Here is a 20,383-nt window from a genome sequence, read left to right as displayed (position 1 = left end):
GATACGGCGTCCCACCGCCGATGAGGCGGGTGGGGCCGCCGCACTCAATGAAGAATGGTAGCAACCGACCGACGCACCAGTTACTGGGCAGCTGACACTACCAACACTGACAGCATACCCCCGAATAGGCAGCACACCGCAAGTAGACCACGAAACAATCAATTCCTCACAATGGGATAGGTGACCGTCCAGCTAGCGTAGCTGGCTGATTCTGCACGGTAGCCGTTTCGCCCGCAAATCTTACGACAAAAAACGCAACCATTAATTTCATGTTGACAAGATTAGGTTTGGCTAACGTAAACTCGGAATGTGGCCTTTACAGACGAGCGCAGAACTGCCCTGAGATGGCGCCGAATCCCCATTCTGGGCGTCGGGCTTTCTGCATTGATGCTGTGCGTTGCATGCAGTCTCGCGCTGGGCACTCGCTCGGTGCCCCTTTCTGCGGTCATCGAGGCCCTCTTCGGTGTAGGTGGGGGCCGTGACGCCATCGTTGTGACGGGCCTGCGGCTGCCTCGGACAGTCGTCGGACTGGTCATCGGCGCGGCGTTGGGGCTCGCCGGTGCGGTGGCTCAGGGAATCACTCGCAACCCGCTGGCAGCGCCGACCACCTTGGGTATCAATGCCGGTGCGGGGCTGGTGGTTGTCGTTGCCATCTACGCCTTGGGTCTGACTCAGCCGGTGCAATACCTGGGGTTCGCGTTCGCCGGTGCGGCTGGGGCCGCCGCCTTCGCTCTCGCTGTCGGTCGTCGCGCCGGCGACCTGGATCCGGTTCGACTGGTACTCAGTGGCACAGTGCTGCATCTGGTGCTTGTCTCGTGGAGCTCCACGGTTCTGCTGTTCAGCGAGCGCACCCTGGACGAGGCGCGGTTCTGGCTGGTCGGTTCGATTGCCGGACGTGATTTGGGAACCTTGGTTCCGATGCTGCCGACACTGGTCGCGGGCGCGGTGATCGCAGGGGCTGTGGGCCCTGCAATGAATACGCTCGCCCTCGGTGACGAGGCTGCCGCGTCGCTCGGCCTGCCGGTTGGGCGAGTCCGGTTCGCCGGGATGGTGGCAGTGATACTGCTGGCCGGTTCCGCGGTCTCGGTCGCGGGGCCGATCGCGTTCATCGGCCTTGCCGCACCACACTTGGTGCGTCTGGTGCTTGGACGGGATCACCGGGTGGTAATCCATGGGTGCTTGATCGCTGGCCCGCTGCTGTTGTTGTCCGCCGACATCGTTGGACGGCTGATCGCCCCGCCGTCCGAGGTTCAGGTCGGCATTGTCACCGCATTCCTGGGTGCACCGCTGCTGGCCATGCTCGCCAACCGCAAGGAGCACCAATGAAATCGCTGCTACGCCGTGTACCAGCTCGGCCGCCATATGCTGAAAGCCTGGAACCGCGGGCGGTACACAACAAGTCAGCCAACACTGTCGGCGCCGACTCGCGCGACGGGCACGCCAGTACAGCGCACCCGCAGGTGGCTTCTGGATCGTGGGGCCGTGAACGGTTGTCCAACACTGTATCCGGTGATGTTCGGGTGGCGGATTCGGCTGTCGGTCCTCACCGCGGGTGGCGGCGGAATGTCGTGCTGGGTGTCGTCTGTGCGGGGGTTCTGCTGCTGTTGGTGTTCCTTACGCTCATCACTGGTGAGGTTGGCATGTCTGCGGCTGTGGCGGTGCGCGGATTGCTCGGTTTCGGTGATGCGGGCGATGTCTATGTCGTGCAGCAGTTTCGCGCTCCGCGTCTGATGGCCGGGTTGCTGGCCGGCGGTGGTTTGGCCGTGTCCGGTTCGGTATTGCAACGGCTGTTCCGCAATCCGTTGGCATCCCCGGATGTGGTCGGGGTGACCGGCGGGGCGTCGTTGGGCGCGGTGGTTGTGCTCGCTGCCGGTGCGGGGCAGTTGATGATTCCCTACGGCGCACTCGGCGGCGGGCTGGTGTCGGCGGTGCTGCTCGGCGCCGCCGGATGGCGGGCTCGCCTGCCGGTCACCCGGCTGGTGCTGGTAGGTCTGGCCGTGCAGGCTGGGCTGGCTGCCGCGGTGAACCTCATCGTCGTGCGGTTTCCGAAAGAGCTTGCCGGATCGGCGATGCAGTGGACCGCGGGGTCTCTGTACGGCCGCACATGGTCCGAGGTGCGGGTGGCCATGGTGGTCTTGGCACTGGTGTTGATGGCGCTGGTCGTTCAGTACCGAGCGCTGGCCGTGCTCGATCTCGGCGACGATTCGGCCGCCGCACTTGGTGTCTCGGTGTCCACGGCCCGGGTTCGGCTGCTGGTTACGGCAGTCGCGCTGGCGGCGTTGGCTGCCGCGGTGAGCGGGCCGATCGCGTTCGTCGCGCTGGCGGTGCCTCAGCTGGTGCGGCTGCTGACCGGGCCGCCCACACCCGCCAGTCTGACCGTGACTGGACTCGCTGGCGCGACTCTGCTCTGCGGTTGCGACCTGCTCGCCCGGCACCTGTTGGGCGGCGGCCTGCCGGTCGGTGCCGTGACCGCCACGGTCGGCGCGCCATGGTTGCTGATTCTGATGCTGCGTGAGAGCGGCCCAGCCCATCGGAGGAACCTGTGAGCGACAACGTGCTGGCCACTCGTGATCTGGCCCTACACTATGGTGACCATGCCGTGATCGACAATCTGGACCTGGTGCTGCCCGGCGGAGCGATAACCGCCATCGTCGGACCGAATGCCTGCGGAAAATCCACTCTGTTGCGCGGACTTTCGCGTCTGCTGCGTCCAAGCGCAGGAACGGTCACCCTGAATGGCGCCGACCTGCACCGGATGTCGGCTCGCGCACTAGCAGTGCGGCTCGGGCTGCTCACGCAGCAGCCGATCACACCCGATGAGATCACCGTCGAGGCGCTGGTGCGGCTGGGTCGCTATCCGCACCAGCGATTGCTGCGCCCATGGTCGGCCGTGGATCAGATGGCTGTGGAAACAGCATTGCGCCGCACCGGCACTGCCGCCCTGCGCGACCAGCCGGTCGACAGGCTCTCCGGTGGTCAACGTCAGCGCGCATGGATCGCGCTGGTGCTGGCACAAGACACCGATCTGCTGCTGTTGGACGAGCCGACCACGTTCCTTGACCTGCGCCACCAGCTCGACGTGCTCGACCTGGTCGCAGATCTGCACCAGGAGGCCGGTCGCACCATCGTTATGGTGCTGCACGATCTGGGACAGGCCGCCCGCTACGCCGACCATCTGGTCGTGCTGCACCAAGGGCGGCTGGCCGCAGCCGGCCCGCCCGCCGAGGTACTCGACGCCGGGCTGGTGCGCACGGTCTTCGACGTCGAATGCCGCGTCATCCCCGATCCCGAGACCGCGACACCGCTGGTCGTTCCCTTCGGCCGGACCGCCCGACATAGCGGCGGCTCCTAGGCGGAGCACTCCGCCGTTCGCGCTCGAGGCTCGATCGGCCACACCACATCGTCGCCCGGCGAACCAGGCGACGCATCACCACCACAGAGGAGGATCCCCCATGTCCAACCGACAATTCCGCATGCCCAGATATCGCCGCTTCGGCGCCGTGCTGTGCGCGGCTGTCATCGGCCTGACCGGTCTCGCAGCGTGTGGAAACACGCCCGCCACAAACGATTCCACTGCACCGACCGCAGCGGTTGGTAGCTTTCCGCGCACGCTGGACACCGCGATGGGGCAGGTGACCATCCCACAAGCGCCCACGCGGATCGTGGTGCTCGATACTGCTGAACTCGACTCGGTCACCCTGCTCGGGATCAAGCCGGTCGGCGCGGTCGTGCCACACACCAAAACCCATGGCGGATTCCCCGACTACATCGGCAAGCTCGACGGCGTCATCGACGTCGGGCCACTGCTGGAGCCGAACCTCGAACGCATCGCGTCGCTGAAGCCCGATCTGATTCTGTCGTCGAAGGTTCGTCATGAGAAAATCTACGACAAGCTGTCCGGCATCGCCCCGACGGTCTTCACCGAAACCACCGGTGGTCCGTGGAAGGCCAACTTGGCTGTGCATGCCAAGGCGCTCGGCCTGGATCGGCAGGCCGCCGACGCGTTGAAGAATTACGAGGACCGCGCCCGGGCGCTGGGCGCTGCGATCACGGCCGCGAACAACGGTGCCCCGCCCACCGCATCGGTGGTCCGCTTCCTCGCGGGAGCGACGCGGCTGTACATGAACAATTCCTTCAGCGGCGTGGTACTCGACGACATCGGCCTGCCGCGCCCCGCCTCGCAAGTGTACACCGATCCGAAAAAGACCATGAAAGAAGTTGGTCCGGAACAGATCGACCAGGTCGATGCCGATCTGATCTTCGTCGCGACCATCGACGATCCGGGCAAGACGGACAAGAACACCATCACAGCCGGCCCGATATGGCGCGATCTGCACGCGGTGAAAAACGGCAAGGTGTTCGACGTGCCGGACGAGACGTGGATGTCGGGTATCGGTGTGCAGGCCGCCCAACGCATGCTCGCCGACATCGCACACGTGACAGACGTCCAGTTGCCCGCCAATTGACCGGGCCGCGGGCGCGACGACCAGGGGATTCCGCCCGAAGCAGCCCACTGTCCTTGTCGCACATCGCTCTACGAGTTCACCGTGAGGAACTGCCCGTGCTGCTGTATCTGCTTGCGCTCAATCCCACCGACTCCGTCTCCGAAGGTTTCCTCCCCGCCGCTGCGACGCTGGGCATGGAGGTCACGATTCTCACCGATCAGCCGGATCCGCATCGGACCCGGCATCCCGACATCACCGTCGTGCGCTGCGACCTGCGCAGCTCTGACGCGGTCGTGGCGACCATCGCCGCTCTGCCAGCACCTGATGTGATCTTCACCAACAGTGACCACCTGCAAGCGCAAGCGGCACTGGCGGCAGCCTATTTCGGTCTGCCCGGCAAGGACTGGCGCACCGCATGGCGGGTGAAGAACAAGGCCGAGATGCGGCGGCGGCTCACTGCGTGCGGGCTGGACGTGGTGTGGCATGCCGAACTGCTGCAAGACCGCAATCCCGACGCGCTCACCGCCCTGGATGTGCCGTTCCCGTGTGTGGTCAAGCCACGGGAAGGAGTGGCCAGCGAGGACGTTGTGCAGGTCGGTCGAATGACCGATCTCTTACGGTGCTGCAAAGAAATTCGCCATCGTCGCCCGAACACTGCCCTGGTTGTGGAGGAGTACCTCGACGGTGACCTGTGCACCCTGGAAACCCTCGGCGACGCGCAACGGCGGCAGGTGCTCGGTGGGTTTCTCACACGGCTGTCTGCGGCCCCACATTTCATCGAACTGCGGCACACCTTCACCGCAGCGCACCCGCAGCCGGTAACCGACCAGGTGATGGCCCAGCTCGACGCGCTCGGTATCGGATTCGGCTCCTGCCACACCGAATTCGTCGTGACCAACGGACGGGCCCGACTGATCGAGGTCAACTACCGCAGCATCGGGGATCAGTGTGATCTCCTGTTGCAGGATGCGCTCGAAATACCACTGTTCGAACGTATTCTGCGCACACATTTGGGCGAACCGCTCCCGGACGATCTCGGGTTCCGCACCGACAGAGCCGCCCGAATCGATCATGTCTGCGCGCCCGCCTCGGGGACACTGATCTCCGCGCCGGCGGCGGCCGATCTTGTCGTGGACGGTGTCGCGCTGTCCTACCGGCCGCTGCGCGAGATCGGCACGCCGCACGAGCTTGCCCACACCAACCGGGACTACGTGGGAGTGCTGCGGGCCGTGGGCAACTGCTCGGCGGCGGTCGACCAGGCGGCGGAACAGTTCCTGGCCGGCCAGCGGTGGGAAGTGGCGTCGTGACCGTGACCTCCGCCCGTCACCCGGAACCAACCGGGTATCCCGACACGGATGAAACAGAGCTGGTGTCGCGGGTGCTCGCAACCCTGCTGCGCGAGGATGTCGTCGGTCTGCGCACACACGCCACCCGGCTGACGCGCGAAGACGGGGACTGGGTGCGGCTGGCCGGGACGACCGCTTTCGGCCCCGATGCCCTACTGCTGCCGGTGCAGCCGGACGGGTTCCTGTGCGCCGACTCCGTCCGCGAGCCGCTGGTCCTGCGTGAATCCGACGGTCGACAGCTGCGGACCATCGCGGACGTCCTCACTGCGCTGACCGCTTTCGCCGATCACACCGATCACACCGGATTCGCCGCCTTCGCTGAGGAATGTGGCCAAGCCCTGGCGACGATGCGGCTGCATCGGAAGACCGGGAGCTGGGTCTCGGCGCGGCTGATCGCGCACTACGGTCGACAACTAGACGACTGGACCGGTGGTGCCGGCCTCGCCTTCGACACCCTGGCTGCCCGCCTCGATCACCCGGTGCACCCGGCCGGACGCGCCCGATCGGGGTTGAGTGCCAACCAATTACGTTGCTATGCACCGGAATTCCATCCCCGATTCCGGCTTCGCTGGCTGGCAGTGCCGCGAACCGCACTGATCATCGCCGGCAGATCCGAATTCCCAGAGTATTGGCCAACCCCCGGCCGCGTCGGCTTGCGACGGCTGGCCGACAGCCATGTATTGCTACCGGTACACCCACTGACCGTGGGCGCTACGCTCGATTTGGCGCTGCGCGAATCGGGTTTGAGCGACGAGTGCGTGTTGTTGGACCGGCCCTATCTCGAAGTGGTGCCGACACTGTCCATGCGGACAGTGGCCAGCGCCGGCGACCCTGCCCAACACCTGAAGCTGCCGCTTGCGACCGCGACCCTGGGGCAGCGCAACCTGCGCACTATTCGCCCGCGCACTCTCGCTGATGGTGCACTCTGCCAACAGTTGCTGATCGCAGTGATCACCCGCGAGGAGCGGTTCCAGACCATGATCCTGCTCGCCGACGAGAGTACCTACGCACACGCCGGGCATGAACTGCTGGCGGTACTGTGCCGCCGCTACCCAGCGGCGCTCGACGGAGCGGTGGTGGTACCGATGGCCGCGCTGCTCAGCGAGGCCCCCGATGGACGCCGAGTCCTGGACCATCTCGCCGACCGGTTCTACAGCGGCGACCCGGTCGCGCTCTTCGATGCCTGGATCAGACTGCTCTTCGATTGGCAGATCACCCTTTTCGGATACGGTATCGCGCTCGAGGCGCACCAGCAGAACATCTCGCTGGTACTCGACATCGTCCCGTCGGCCGCTGGCGCGATGACCCGGCTGCGGCTGCTGTTCAAGGACAACGACACACCGCGGGTCAATACAGCCCGCCTGCAGGCACGGATCGGCGCCGAACCGGCAACATTCATCGACCCCCGCATCAACGTCACCGACGACCAGCCGCTCACCGACCTGTTCATCACGATCACCATGCACCTGTGCGCCGGCTGGTACGCATTCGAACTTGCTCGTCTCGGGTATGCGCCGCTGTCCCAGTTGTTGGGGCAGGTGCGTGACCGGCTCGAGGAAGCCATCTCACGTATCGACCTTGTGGCTGGGGCTCGGCTGCGCGCCGCTCTACTCGACGCACCGACGCTGCCGGTGAAGGCGATGGTGAGCGCGGGGACGCTGCTCAGCAAACAGCGATCCGGCGCGGCCGATATCAACAAGCACTACACCAGCGGGCCCAACTACCTTCGGCATCTTGGGAGTTACCAATGACGACTATCGACCAGCGCCGTCCAGTGAAAATCGCCGGCGACCAGCAAGTTTATCTGGTGGCGGGCTGTTACTTCGTGGCCTCGTTCGCCGCCCTGGGACTGCCGCCGTATCTGACCGCCATGCTCCCAGAGTTGGGTGATCCCAATGCCCGATGGGCGGGTCTGCTGTATGTCGTACCGACCGTGTTCGGTGGGCTGGGGGCGCCGCTGTGGGGCAGGCTGGCCGACCGGTTCGGACGCAAGAAATTGTTGTTGCGTGCCCAGCTCGGCCTGACGTTGGCGTTTATCTTGGCGGGCTGGGCGGATTCGCTGCCGGTATTCACTGCGGCACTGGTCCTGCAGGGGGTGCTGGGCGGCACGTTCGCCGCGTCGAACGGTTATCTCGGTGCGGCGCTGCAAGCTCCGGCGCTGACGCGGGCGTTGACCATCCTGCAGGCCAGCGCCCGCGCCGCACTGGTGTTCGCGCCGATTGTGATCGGGCTACTCTCGCCATGGCTTTCGCCGCACCGACAGTACCTGGTGCTCGCGCTGTTGCCACTCGGCGCCGCGTTGCTGCTCGCGAAGCTGCCGGAGCCGGAGCCATACAAGCAGCTCACTGATTCCGAAACATCGACTGGCACAACCACTCACATGTCGCTGCGTGGGCTGTTCGCGCTGGAATTCACGGTGGTGTTCGCGACCGTGGTCTCGTTTCCGTATCTGGTGATGTTGATCGGCACCCGACTGCCGGGGCTGCCACCGGTTGTCGCCGGGGTGTTGTTCGCGCTGCCGCACTTGATCTATCTGATCACGGTCATACCGGTACAGCGACGGCTGCGCGGCGGGGTGACCCGGCCGGTTGCAGTCGGATTCGCCTGTCTGGCCGTCGGTTCTATCGCGCACATGGTGATCGGATCACTGGCCGGGTTCATCCTGGCCCGGCTCATGCTGGGTGTGGGCCTCACCCTGTGCCTGCTGGGCCGTAACGCTCTTGCTGCACAGTGCGCCGCGGGGCGCGCACCCGGCGGCATGTTCGGCTCGTTGGAGTTCTTCGCCAAGGCCGGCGCCGTGGCCGCCGGGGTTACGGCCACCGCCGCTGCTGTCCGGTTCGGCCCTGCCGCACCTACTGCTGCGGGTGGCCTGGCAGCCGCGGCCGGCATGACCGTCGCACTGGCCACCATGTTCCGCTCGCACGTCTCACACGACTGATGGAGTACCCCATGTCTTCACTCAACACCGCCGAGCCAACCGAATCACTGGACGCGGCGACAGTCCAGCCAACTGCGGCCGAATCACCCGGCCTGCACCCACAAACTGCCGACCGCCTACCCGTTCCCGATGACGTTGTGGCTCACACCCTGCTCAACTGTCTACTCCGTGAGGTGTCCGGGCCGGAGCATCAGGCCACAGTGACCGACGACCACATAATCCTGCGGCTACCGCGGCGAGGCGTACTGCTCCGCGCGCAACTACGGCGAACCTCGTTGTTCGGTGCACATCGATTCCGCGGTCCGGTGCGTGAACTGCGGGCCGGCGGCTGGGCCACGGTGAGCTGGCGAGAACTGGCATCGCACATCCGCGACGAATTGTCCCTGCGCACCGGTGTCGCCAACGACGAGTTCCTCGACCAGGTCGCCAACAGCCACGAAACCGTCACCGCGGCTGTGAACTACCACCGCGAGGGGCCCACAGACATCGATTACCTGACATCGGAGCAGTCGCTGCTGTTCGGCCACCGCTTCCACCCCACGCCGAAGTCGCGCAGCGGTGAGCAGGAGTCCTGGACACGGTACGCCCCTGAGTTCGGTGCCGTGTTCGGGCTCCGTCTGCTGGCCGTACGATCGCACCTGATCGCGGAAGAATCCGCCGACACCGCAGCGCTGACAGCAATCGATAACCTGCACGCCGATCTGCCCGCAGGCTTCCGGTTGTTGCCCGTACATCCGTGGCAGTACGAGCTATTACGAGACAACACTGCGTTGTACACCGCGCTCGAGCGCGGTGACATCGTGGATCTGGGCACCGGGGACCGAGCCTTCGCCGCCACCGCCTCGGTGCGCACACTCTACGACGGCGAGACATTCCTGAAGTTCAGCCTCAACGTCCGCATCACCAACTGCCTGCGTAAGAACGCCACCTACGAACTGTCCGGCGCAGTGGCCTTGACCCGCATCCTGCACCCGGTCTTCGACGACCTCGCGCAGCGGTTCCCAGCTGCGGTGATACTGCGCGAACCCGCCTATCGCAGCCTGGCCCTCCCAGGGGCCGACGGGACCGCAGACCGCGCACTACTGGAAGGTTTCGGTGTCATCGTCCGGGAAGGTCTCGCCCGGCGGCTGCGGCCCGGCGTCACCGCCCTGCTCACCGCCGCGGTCGCCGACGAGTACCCGACCAGCTCAGCGCACATCTCGCAATTAATCCGCGGACACAACAGTGACGACGTATTGCGATGGTGGACAGCCTATCTCGACCTGGCCGTCCCACCAGTGCTAGCCGCATACTTCGACCACGGAGTCGTGCTGGAACCACACTTGCAGAACGTCGTGATCGGTGTCGACACCAGCGGCCTGCCCGTGCAGGTGTTGTTCCGTGATCTGGAAGGCACGAAGCTGCTGCCCGAGCGGCATGCCGCAGCGCTGGCAGGGCTGTTGCCCGAGGTGGCCGACCGGATGAGCTACGACGCCCAGCAGGGCTGGAGTCGCGTCGTGTACTGCTTGCTGGTCAACAACGTTGCGGAAACCCTGGCCGTACTGGCTGATCTGCGACCCGACCTGGAACGGGATCTCTGGCACCGGGTTTACACGACACTGCGTCGATACGCAGATGAAAATAGTTGCCCTCCAAGCCTTTCTGCGCTTCTTGCGGGAGTTCCGCTGCCCGCCAAGGCCAATCTGCTGACCCGCTGGGAACGCAAAGCTGACCGTGACGCCGGCTACGTCCAGATCCCGTCCCCGTTCGTGAGCGCCGACCAAGTTCCAGCGCAGACGAACACTACCGAAACCGTAGGGGGTCGGTGATGATTCCGCTCAGCGACGCGGTGCGCACGAAGATCGACACCCTGGCCTCCGCCGAACTTCCCGCCTACATCTACGACCTCGCCGGACTACGCGACCACGCCGCATTCATACGGTCTGTGTTACCCGAACGGGTCACACTGTATTACGCGGCCAAGGCCAACCCCGAATCAAAAATCCTTGCGGCACTGTCCACGATTGTCGACGGCTTCGAAGTCTCCTCCGGTGGCGAGTTGTCCCACGTCGCCGAAGTGGTTCCGGGACTGCCGCTGGCTTTCGGCGGTCCAGGCAAGACACGTGCTGAACTGAGGGCAGCGCTCGACCTCGGCGTGCATCGGATTCACGTGGAGAGTGTCGGTGAACTGCGGATGCTTGCACAACTGGCCGCCGACCGGCCAGGGCTGCTAGTTAGCGTGCTGCTTCGGGTGAACGTACCCGTCGGCAGCAAAGCACTGTCCGGTAGTGCCCTGTCAATGGGCGGCCGACCGTCTCAATTCGGCCTGGATCCGAGTCAGGCCGAGATCGCCGCCGCCGCTCTGGCCGGCAACAAATTCCCAAGTTTGCGCTGGGAGGGTGTTCACGCGCATCTGGCCAGCGGGCTCGAAGCCACCGATCTGGTCGAGGTTGCGGAATCGGTGGTGCGGTGGTCGACTGACATTGCGCAGCGCCACGGTGTTCAACTCACCGAGGTGAATGTGGGCGGCGGAATGAACGTCGACTATCGAATGCCTGGTGACTGCTTCGATTGGACCACCTATGGCTCGGGTCTCGCGGCTATCGCCGACGCCTGGCCCGGGCTGCAATTGAGCATCGAACCCGGACGAGCGATGACCGCGTACTGCGGCTGGTACGTCACCGACGTATTGGACGTGAAGCCCAGTCACGGTGCGGGATTCGCCGTGGTCCGAGGCGGAACACACCATCTGCGTACCCCCGCCGCCAAAGGCCACGACCAACCTTGTGCAGTCGTGGCCGTGGATGGGTGGGACAACCCATGGCCGCGGCCGACCGCTGCAGGTCGAATGGTCACCATCTGCGGGCAGCTGTGCACACCGAAAGACACTTTAGCCAGGAATGTTCCAGCCGTCGGCCTGCGCGTGGGAGACCGCGTGGCCTTCGGGCTCGCCGGCGCCTACGCATGGAACATCTCCCATCACAACTTCTTGATGCATCCGCCGCCCAGCGTCCATATCGTCGACGACGCACTGCACGCGGAGGTCGAATGACGATGCGTGTGAACGCTGTCAAGCGAAAGATCACGGCCGGTGAGCCGGTACACGGGTTGTTCTGCTCGATCCCCGCCCCCGCGCTCGTCGAAATGATCGGTTACGGCGGTTACGACTTCGTTGTCCTCGACACCGAGCACACCCAGCTCGACCCACAGCAGCTGGAGAACTTGATCCGCGCCGCGGAGACGACCGCCCTCACACCATTGGTGCGAGTCCCATCAAACGATCCGGGCGCAATCCTGCGGGCCCTGGACGCCGGCGCGCTCGGCATCGTCGTACCACATGTGTGCAGCCGCGCCGACATCGACACCGCCATCAAAGCCGCCTACTACACCCCCATTGGAATGCGGTCGCTAGGAAGCGGGCGGACCACGCGATTCGGATCGGCCGATCCGGTCCAGCATCTGGCTGCAGCCAACGCCGAAATCATGATGGTCCCGTTGCTCGAGGACGCCGACGGTGTCGAAGCGATCGACGACATCCTGACCGGCGGCAATATCGACCTGGTGCTGCCCGGCCCCGGAGATCTGTCCCAATCCTACGGCGTGCCTTGGCAATTGCGGCACCCGCTGGTGCTCTCGGCGGTCGACCGGCTGCACAACGCTTGCTCCAACCACGACGTGCCGTTCGGGGCGATCGTCCGCACCACGGAGCGGTACGCCCACTGGCACGAGGCCGGGGTTCGGGCTTTCGTGCACGGCGACGCGGCCGACATGGCAGCCGCGGCACTGCGAAACAACCTCGCCGTGCTGCGCAGCTGAGCCCTGCCACCAAATTGTCCGTCCCACCAACCGAAATATGGAGGAACACCGATGAGGGAATCCACTGCCAACCGCGGGTCGCTGATCGCAGCCGGACTGATCGCCGCGCTCGTTGCCAGCACCGGCGTCGGCGCCGCCGCCCCCGAGACAACGACGGCCGTCAACTACAAGGCCAGGGTCGGCGAAAGCGCAACGACCATCACCACCGACGCCGGCTCACTCGCGATCGAAGACGGCATCTTCAAGATCAAGGCAGCCAACGGAACCGCACTCGCAGGCACCGAACTCGCCTTCCGCGTCGACGATTTCGTCTTCCCGATAGCCGCCGACATCCACGACCGCACAGCCACCCTAACCCCGCAGTTCGACCTCACCCATGCGGCCTACCAACCGGTCGCCTTACCCTTCGAGGACCAGGCGCCACGGAGAACCCCATACGATCGTGAGCAGGCCGCATGGAGCCGCATGACCACCACCATCGGAATGGGCGCCACCATCGGCACCCTGGTCGGCGGACTCGGCGGCGGAGCGGTCGGCTGTGTGCTCGGTGGAGTCGCCGGCGCTACCGTAGCCTCGGCCACCATCGTCGGCCTGTTCGGCCCAGTTGTCCCGGCCGCCGCCATCGGCTGCCTTGGCGGCATCATCGCGGTAGGCGCGATCGGCACCCTCGCCGGTCAGCTATTGGTCACCGCGCCAGTGGCGATCATGGCCGCAGCGCAGTACTTCACCACCATCAACTCGCCGATGCCAGCAACCCCTGCCAAGTAGGCGCGATCCCGCCGGGCTCGGCGCCGTCGAGGTTTCGACGTCGGTGTACCTGTGGCTGGCTGCAATCAGGCCCAACTCCTGGCCGGGCCAGACGGCCAGTTCCGTCTGGCAGCGCTGATCACGCTGGACCAGGGGCTGATTGCGGAGCACTACACGGTGCTCGCACAAGCAGGACCGGCTAAAGCGACCTTGACGGCGCCGACGGTATCACGATGTGGGTCCAGGTTATTCGTGTGCACCTCGAGGCTTCCGGCGCCGATGTTCAGCAGCTGCGGAAAGGGTCGCCTGCCTTAGTGCTGCGTTCCTCAAAGGTGGTAAACAAACCGGCGGCGTAGAGCCCGGGGTTTCGGCGGGGGTCTGCCCCAGACCCATGGTCGTGCGCGAGCGTTGAGGGCGGCTGTGGCCTGGCGGGTGGCTCGGTCGATTTCTGTGTGGTCGGCGAAGGTCTGGCCGGCGAGGGCTTCGCGGCGGAAGATCCGCCACCACGGCTCTTGCAGGTTGAGCCAGCACGCTCCGACGGGGATGAACGCGTGTTTGATCCGTGGATGGTCCTCGAGCCATTCGCGGGTGGATTTGCTGTTGTGGCTGGACAGGTTGTCGGTGATCACGTAGATATCGCCGACCGGGTTGGCCTGTTCGACCAGTTCGAGGAAACGCTGGTAGTTGACGCTGTTGCGGGAGGAGGCGGTGAGCGTGACGGCATGGCCATCGCGGATGCGGATCGATCCGTATACCCAGACTCTGTCGGGGCCTCGCGAGTATTCCAGGGGCGCCTTGATCCGGTGCCCGTCGACCGCCCACCCCGGTGCGGGTGCGAAGGTGCGGGGCGAGACCGGGCCCAGTTCGTCGGCGCAGACTACCGTGGCACCTTCGGGTGGCTGCGTGTAGAGACCGACGATGTGGGTCCTTTTGGGACGAAGTACGGGTCCTTGCTCGCCGTCCACGACCGCGGCCGACGCCAGCGAACCCCCTCTGCCACAAGGATTCTGCGGACCTGACTGCGACCGACGACGATGCCTTCGCCGCGCAGCGCTTCGGTCAACGCGTCCAGTGTCCAGCACGACCCGGCCGCGTCCTTCTCGGCGCGCAGTTCGCCATCGCGATGCCGTGTCAAACGCCCCGGCGGTGTCGTGGCGACCAAGGCCACGATGCGGCTGCGCTCTGCTTCGGTCAACCGAGGTCTACGTCCTGCTCCTCGACGATCGCCAAGCCCGTCCAGGCCATGAGTGTTGAACCGATGCAACCGTTCTCGCACCGTCTGTGGATGACAGCCGAGCTCACCGGCGATCTGCACGGTGGACTTCCCATCCCAACTGGCTGTGATCATCCGCGCCCGCCGGATCCAATCTCCAGGCGCATGCCGAGCCGCTGCAATCTTACGAATCTTTCGCTCCTCCAACACATCCCGCGCCGGACGCGCAATCAACACCTTCGGCAGAACCCACCTCGACTACACCCGAACCACCAAGACCAGCAACAAGATACATGATCTTTGAGGAACGCAGCACTAGAGCGTGTCTTACGTGGAGAGTTTCTTGTAGCAGGTGATGGCGGCGGCGAGTTGGAGGAAGGTGGCGAACAGGTGGCCGTGGCGTTCGTAGCGGAGGGTGAGGCGTCGGTAGCCGGTCAGCCACGCGATCGTCCGTTCGATTTTCCAACGGTGACGGCCGAGCCGTTTCGGGTCTTCGATGCCGCGGCGGGCGATGCGGGGGATGATGCGGCGCTCGCGTAGCCATCGGCGGTGGACGTTGTAGTCCTATCCCTTGTCCGCGCGCAGTTTGCCGGGTTTGCGGCGGCGTGGGCCTCGGCGGGATCGTACTGCGGGGATCTGCTCTACCATCGGTTGCAGCATCACCGAGTCGTGGGTGTTGGCTGCGGAAATGCCTGTAGTCAAAGGGATTCCGTTCGCATCGGAGATCACGTGGATCTTCGACCCGTTCTTGCCGCGGTCGACCGGGCTGGGCCCGGTCAGCGAGCCCCCCTTTTCGCCCGCACGCTTGCCGCGTCCAGGATCGCCGAACTCCAGTCCAGCTCACCGACCGCACCGAGCCGGTCGAGCACCTCACGATGGAGCCGGTCGAACACCCCGGCGTCGGCCCACATCATGAAGCGGCGATGGACGGTGGGAACACTCACCCTGAACGACGGCGGCAGATGCCGCCACGCGCAGCCACTGGTCAACACGAACACGATCGCGGTGAACACCGCACGCTCGTCGACCGGCGCGGTCCCGCCACCCTGCGGCCTCGGCTCGAACCACGGTATCAACGGCTCCACGATGTCCCACAACGCATCCGGCACCAACCGCAGAGCAAGCCCATCAACCACGCATCACACTATGCAGCACAACGAATTACATCCACGTAAGACACGCTCTTAGGTTTCCGCAGACGACGACTGACACATGGCCTGCACCGTTTCGGCGCGACGCTGTTCGCAGCGGGGTGCAGCGGATCCGGTGGTCCCACCTCCAATGAGGGGAGGTGGGACCGCCCCGCTTCTGGTGCACGATCGGCAGAGCAGTTGAGCGTCGAGCCGGTGATGCATCGCAACTCTTGGTGATGGAAGAGGAGGACCGCGGAGAGAAGCGTCACATGATTATCGGCCAAGCCGACAGCCCACACGACCTCACCCGCCAACGAGCAGTACCGGCGGATGTTCACTGGGGCAACGTTTTCGACAGCTAAGAGGTCGCGCAGGTAGGTGGTGTCACCGGCGGTGTGCTGGCCGAGTGTCCCAGCGGTGGGTGGTCCAGGCGCGGCGGATGAGGGCGCGGACGGTGATGACGGCATCGGCGAGATCGAAGAAGGCGTTGATGACACGTTTGCGGAGTTCGTAGCAACGCTGCAGCTTGTTGAAGGCGTTGTGCGAGGGGTTCGTTTGCTCCACGTGCCAGCGTCCGCTCGCCTGCACCGGCGCCTTCAGGCCCTTGACCGCGATCTTCCCGCTGGTGGCGCAAGCGGTTTGAGGATTTCGGGCATAGGGCAACGGAGCTCGTTGGTTCAGGTAGTCGACCAAGACAGCCTGTTGCCGAGGAGCTCCGTTGCCGTTTCATTCTCCCCTGCCTCCCGCGTTGGCGGCGATCACCCGGTCGGTGACCGTGGCCGCGGGCCGGTTCGCTGCCGGTCATCTGGGCGAGTTGACCGTGGTGGTGCCCTTCGAGCTTGTCGACGCGGTCCTCGAGGAAACCCGGTCGGTGCAGCGCCGGTTGCGTGATCTCCCGTCTCGGGTCGGGGTCTATTTCCTCCTGGCGATGTGCTTGTTCCCCGAGGTGGGTTATCGGACGGTCTGGGGCAAACTCACGGCCTCGCTGACCGGGATACCAGTGCCCGCCCCGACCGCGAAAGCGTTGCGGGACTTGCGCCGTCGGGTGGGGGTCGCGCCGATGCGGATGTTGTTCGATGTGCTGGCCGGGCCGTTGGCGCAGCCGTCGACTCCGGGGGTTCGGTTCGGGCGGTATCGGATGGTGTCCTTCGATGGCTGCACCTCCCAGAAAGTGCCCGCCACCGCTGGAGAACCGGGCCTGGCTGCGTGCCACCGCCCATTACGCCTACCCGATGCTGGAATTGATGACGCTGGTGGAGACCGGAACCCGCGCGGTGATCGGGGCAGTGTTCGGACCCACCGAGCTGGGCGAGACCGGCTACGCCTGCAAGCTGCTGCATCTACTGCGCCCGGACATGCTGGTGTTGTGGGACAGGGGCTTCGACAGCAACGACTTCCTTGTCGAAGTCTGCGCGACCGGTGCCCAAGTATTGGGTCGGTCGCGCAGCAACCGGCGCATCCCGGTCCTGACCCGCCTGGGCGATGGCTCGTCTGGCGGTCATCGCCGGGATCCCGGTGCGGATCATCGACGCCCAGATCACCGTGACCTGCATCGACGGCATCGTGTTCACCGCCGGCTACCGCCTCGTCACGACCCTGACCGACGCCCGCCGCTACCCGGGAGCGACGCTAGTGGCCCTCTACCATCAGCGGTGGGAACATGAATCCGCCTACTACGCGCTGCGCCACACGATCATGGCCGGACGAGTTCTGCGTTCGGGCGACCCCGTCGGTGTCGAACAGGAAATGTGGGCCCTGCTGGGCCTGTACCAAGCGCTGCGCATCGTGATGGTCGACGCCGCCGAATCCCGTCCAGGTACCGACCCGGACCGTTGCAGCTTCGCCATCGCTTTCCACACCGCCCGTGACCAGGTCATCACCGCGGACGGGGTCGTCCCCACCGGGACCGGAAGCGGCCTTCTCGGGCGGATCGGCGTCCGGATCTTGGGGCACCTGCTACCACCACGCCGGCAACGGGTCAGCACCCGCAAGGTCAAATCACCGATGTCGCGCTACAACGAGCGCCTCGACGACGGACGCCCCGACACCAGCCGCACCGTCACCAATCTCGACCTCGCCATCGTAGTGCCCGACACCGAACAACTCCCGCTCCCAACCACTCCCGCCACGACAGCCGCACCGCCCCCGACCAGCGCCGACGCCACCGAATCCTGACCCTGCTCGACACCCACCCCACCCGCTTGTGGCGAGCCCGTGACATCGCCGCCCACTTCGGCGACATCACCCTCAACACCATGTACAGACAGTTGACCCGGTGGGCCGACGACGGCCTCATCCACAAACTCGGCCCAGGCCTCTACAGCGCCACCGCCTGGTCACCCGAAACCCTTGCATGACAAGCGAAAACACTAACTACCCGACCTTGGGTGAACCTCAGTATGAGGTTCACCCCTGGAAGTGGACACCGAGTTAGCAGGATCGATGGTTCTGCTGGTAAGGATGTCCGTTATGCCTCCTCGCAAGCGTCGGTCGTTCACGGCCGAGTACAAGGTCGAGGCTGCTCATCGGGTGATCGATTCCGGTCGCTCGATCGCCGTGGTCGCTCGTGAACTCGGTATTCACGAGACCGTGCTCAGTACCTGGGTCAAAGACGAGCGGCGCCGGATCGCCGCGGCCGAGGTCGGCGGTGAGAAACCTCTGGACGCGGCCGAGCGAGCCGAGTTGCTGCGTTTACGCAGGCAAGTCGGCGAGCTGGAGAAGGACAATGCGTTCTTGGCAAAAGCTTCGGCGTACTTCGCCGCGATGCAGACCAACCGGCCCGGTTCGATCTGATGGTGAAGTACGCCGGCCCCGATGACATCGCCGAGACCGCGGGCACCAGCGCCCCGAGGGGCAACGATTCTCGATCCGTCGTATGGCGCGCCTGCTGGGAGTGTCGGCGTCGGGTTACTACGCGTATGTGAAACGTTGCACGGCAACGGTTTCGACGCCACGTCAGCGGCGTCGTGCCGATCTGACGGTGAAGATCCTCGACGTCCACGCCGAGTCCGACGGTACCTACGGCTCTCCGCGGATCACTGCCGAGCTACGCGCACGTGGCGAGGTGGTCAGTGCCAAGACCGTCGCGGCGATCATGGCCCGGATCGGGATCGAGGGCATCAGCCCACGCACGTTCAAGGCCCGCACCACGATCACCGATCCTGCCGCGTCGTTCCCGCCGGACCTGGTACGCCGCAACTTCGATCAAGGCCGCCCCGACGCGGTCTGGACGACCGATTTCACATATCTGACCTGCGGACAGGGCGACATGTACTTGTGCGCCATCCGTGACGGACATACCCGCCGCGTGCTCGCCCACGTCGTGGCCGATCACATCGGCGCCGACGTGGTGTGCCGAGCCATCGACCAGGCCGTAGCAGTGCGTGGGCATCCGGTGGAAGGGACCGTGCTGCATTCCGATCGTGGGGGCGAGTTCACCGCGGCGATGACAGTCAACGCCTGCCACCGCCACCAGCTGAAACGGTCGATGGGCGATACCGGAATATGTTGGGACAACAGTCCCGCCGAATCGCTCTGGTCGACCTACAAACACGAGTCGTACTACCGCCACGTCTACGCCACCAAGACCGAACTCGTTGCTGCGGTTGACAATTGGATCAACAAGTACAACCATGATCGACGGCACTCCGCCCTCGGGATGCTCAGCCCCCTACGCTACGAGCAATTCCTGACAGACGCAGCAAAAGCTGCTTGAACCCCTGTCCACTATTTGGGGTGAACCTCATTGTGGCGCAATGCATGTGGCGTCAAACGCACTGAAAGCTCCGCGCGGCGGCGGGACCGTGCCAGTATCTTACGGACCGCGCCCGTGCCCAATGCCGCACCCGGAGTGCGCCCTCCGAGGTGAACGATCACTTGCTCATGGTCGACCAGGGCCTGGATCGGATGGAATTCGTCAAGCAGGTAAGTGTAGAGGGTGCTGACCATGTCGTCGCTGACCGCACGGATAACACCATCGAGCGTGTAGCCCTCCCTGCTCGTGCGGGCCGAGGCATAGGCTTTCGCCCGCGCCCGGTTGGGATTGTCATTGCGTCCGACGATGTGCACGTGAGGATCGGCGCGCTGGCCACAAGCGTGATGGCGCGTCAGATGCAGATCGCAGAAACGCAGACCGCACAGACCACCCACGCGCAGCCCGCCGTCGTGCAACCATGTGACGATCATGACGTCACGAGCAGTGGTCAACACCCCCGGCTCGAACAACGCTTGCACAATTTCGTCCGAGACGAACCGTGGACGCGGCGAATTCTTCTTTGGGGCAGGCGGATTCGACTCGTGCATCCGCTTGGCACGACCGCGGGGGCCAAAGCTGCGGCCGCAGGTGAGTCCCTCGATCAATTCGGGGCGAAGACACACCGACGTCTGCAGCGACAAATAGTAGGCTTTCACCACCGTGGCGACATTGCTCGCCGCCGCTCCAAGTTGGCCCTTCTGCGGATCACGCCAGACCGCGCCGTAGACGCCGTCCACCTGGCCAGTAAGCCCGTTCATGTAGCGGTGCAGATCAGCCAAAGTCACCGACGCAGGGCTGCGATTGTTTACGTGCAGCCAATTCAGATGATCGACCAGGCTGTAGGCATAGGTCTGCTGCGTCGACGTCCCATACCGGGCGAGTAACGCCAGCGACGAACGATCAACCTCACCAATCGGCGTGAAAATCCAATACGATTCGCTCCCATCCCCCGGGCGTTCGGGCGCTGGGTGATTGCCTATGCGTCCGGCAACAAGCTTGGGCTGAGTCGCCT

Annotated in this window: 18 protein-coding genes and 2 pseudogenes; 15 read left to right on the top strand and 5 right to left on the bottom strand. The window is 65.0% G+C overall.

The genetic code is table 11. The annotated features are described in order from the left end of the window. Positions 1-387 precede the first annotated feature (387 nt). The 11 genes from OHB12_RS11900 (at position 388) to OHB12_RS11850 (ending at position 13,292) form a co-directional block, all read left to right on the top strand. On the top strand, positions 388-1,326 hold the full coding sequence (locus tag OHB12_RS11900) for a FecCD family ABC transporter permease (protein WP_327118947.1): 939 nt from the start codon (positions 388-390) through the stop codon (positions 1,324-1,326). Positions 1,327-1,520: 194 nt separating this feature from the next. Next, entirely contained in the window at positions 1,521-2,546 is a 1,026-nt protein-coding gene (locus OHB12_RS11895) for a FecCD family ABC transporter permease (protein ID WP_327118945.1), read from the top strand. Further along, positions 2,543-3,352 carry an ABC transporter ATP-binding protein gene (locus tag OHB12_RS11890; protein WP_327118943.1) on the top strand — a complete coding sequence of 270 codons (810 nt, stop codon included), beginning with the start codon at positions 2,543-2,545 and terminating at the stop codon, positions 3,350-3,352. The genes OHB12_RS11895 and OHB12_RS11890 overlap by 4 nt, the downstream gene beginning before the upstream one ends. 100 nt (positions 3,353-3,452) lie before the next feature. After that, complete coding sequence (locus OHB12_RS11885) at positions 3,453-4,466, top strand: ABC transporter substrate-binding protein (RefSeq protein ID WP_327118941.1); 1,014 nt, start codon at positions 3,453-3,455, stop codon at positions 4,464-4,466. 95 nt (positions 4,467-4,561) lie between these two features. After that, the gene (locus OHB12_RS11880; protein ID WP_327118939.1) at positions 4,562-5,752 is read left to right on the top strand and encodes an ATP-grasp domain-containing protein; all 1,191 of its coding nucleotides are present in this window, start codon (positions 4,562-4,564) and stop codon (positions 5,750-5,752) included. Further along, positions 5,749-7,542 carry an IucA/IucC family protein gene (locus tag OHB12_RS11875; RefSeq protein WP_327118937.1) on the top strand — a complete coding sequence of 598 codons (1,794 nt, stop codon included), beginning with the start codon at positions 5,749-5,751 and terminating at the stop codon, positions 7,540-7,542. Before OHB12_RS11880 ends, OHB12_RS11875 begins: the two co-directional genes overlap by 4 nt. Next, complete coding sequence (locus OHB12_RS11870; RefSeq protein ID WP_327118935.1) at positions 7,539-8,729, top strand: MFS transporter; 1,191 nt, start codon at positions 7,539-7,541, stop codon at positions 8,727-8,729. The genes OHB12_RS11875 and OHB12_RS11870 overlap by 4 nt, the downstream gene beginning before the upstream one ends. 11 nt (positions 8,730-8,740) lie before the next feature. Beyond that, entirely contained in the window at positions 8,741-10,537 is a 1,797-nt protein-coding gene (locus OHB12_RS11865) for an IucA/IucC family protein (protein ID WP_327118933.1), read from the top strand. Beyond that, positions 10,537-11,760, top strand: coding sequence for a type III PLP-dependent enzyme (locus OHB12_RS11860; RefSeq protein WP_327118931.1), 1,224 nt, complete (start codon positions 10,537-10,539; stop codon positions 11,758-11,760). Before OHB12_RS11865 ends, OHB12_RS11860 begins: the two co-directional genes overlap by 1 nt. Further along, positions 11,757-12,524 (top strand): HpcH/HpaI aldolase family protein, encoded by a 768-nt coding sequence (locus tag OHB12_RS11855; RefSeq protein WP_327118929.1) that lies wholly within the window; start codon positions 11,757-11,759, stop codon positions 12,522-12,524. The genes OHB12_RS11860 and OHB12_RS11855 overlap by 4 nt, the downstream gene beginning before the upstream one ends. Positions 12,525-12,575: 51 nt before the next feature. Further along, positions 12,576-13,292: a hypothetical protein gene (locus OHB12_RS11850; protein ID WP_327118927.1), complete on the top strand. Its 717-nt coding sequence runs from the start codon at positions 12,576-12,578 to the stop codon at positions 13,290-13,292. 305 nt (positions 13,293-13,597) lie between these two features. On the opposite strand, the gene OHB12_RS11845 is transcribed toward OHB12_RS11850, so the two are convergent. From OHB12_RS11845 to OHB12_RS11830, 4 genes and pseudogenes are all read right to left on the bottom strand, one after another. Then, on the bottom strand, positions 13,598-14,236 hold the full coding sequence (locus tag OHB12_RS11845; protein ID WP_327118925.1) for an IS630 family transposase: 639 nt from the start codon (positions 14,234-14,236) through the stop codon (positions 13,598-13,600). Further along, a complete protein-coding gene (locus OHB12_RS11840; RefSeq protein ID WP_327121036.1) occupies positions 14,149-14,694 on the bottom strand; it encodes a helix-turn-helix domain-containing protein in 546 nt (181 codons plus the stop codon). The genes OHB12_RS11845 and OHB12_RS11840 overlap by 88 nt, the downstream gene beginning before the upstream one ends. Before the next feature lie 117 nt (positions 14,695-14,811). Next, positions 14,812-15,620: pseudogene (locus tag OHB12_RS11835) on the bottom strand (IS5 family transposase). A gap of 381 nt (positions 15,621-16,001) precedes the next feature. Then, positions 16,002-16,238: pseudogene (locus OHB12_RS11830) on the bottom strand (IS5/IS1182 family transposase); the annotation flags it as partial. A gap of 148 nt (positions 16,239-16,386) precedes the next feature. Between OHB12_RS11830 and OHB12_RS36260 the strand changes: the two are divergent. From OHB12_RS36260 to OHB12_RS11815, 4 genes are all read left to right on the top strand, one after another. After that, complete coding sequence (locus tag OHB12_RS36260) at positions 16,387-17,163, top strand: transposase domain-containing protein (RefSeq protein ID WP_442800084.1); 777 nt, start codon at positions 16,387-16,389, stop codon at positions 17,161-17,163. Continuing rightward, entirely contained in the window at positions 17,100-17,792 is a 693-nt protein-coding gene (locus tag OHB12_RS11825) for a hypothetical protein (protein ID WP_327118923.1), read from the top strand. The genes OHB12_RS36260 and OHB12_RS11825 overlap by 64 nt, the downstream gene beginning before the upstream one ends. Before the next feature lie 294 nt (positions 17,793-18,086). After that, entirely contained in the window at positions 18,087-18,410 is a 324-nt protein-coding gene (locus OHB12_RS11820) for a transposase (RefSeq protein WP_442800016.1), read from the top strand. A 73-nt stretch (positions 18,411-18,483) separates the two neighbouring features. Further along, positions 18,484-19,332, top strand: a complete 849-nt coding sequence (locus OHB12_RS11815) for an IS3 family transposase (RefSeq protein WP_327121034.1) — start codon at positions 18,484-18,486, stop codon at positions 19,330-19,332. Between the two features lie 11 nt (positions 19,333-19,343). Here OHB12_RS11815 and OHB12_RS11810 read toward each other — a convergent pair whose 3' ends face one another. Further along, entirely contained in the window at positions 19,344-20,156 is an 813-nt protein-coding gene (locus OHB12_RS11810) for a hypothetical protein (protein WP_327118921.1), read from the bottom strand. Positions 20,157-20,383 lie beyond the last annotated feature (227 nt).

Origin of the sequence: Nocardia sp. NBC_01730 (genome assembly GCF_035920445.1) — a bacterium.
Classification (GTDB): Bacteria; Actinomycetota; Actinomycetes; order Mycobacteriales; family Mycobacteriaceae; genus Nocardia.
This window is presented reverse-complemented; position numbering and strand designations above follow the sequence as displayed.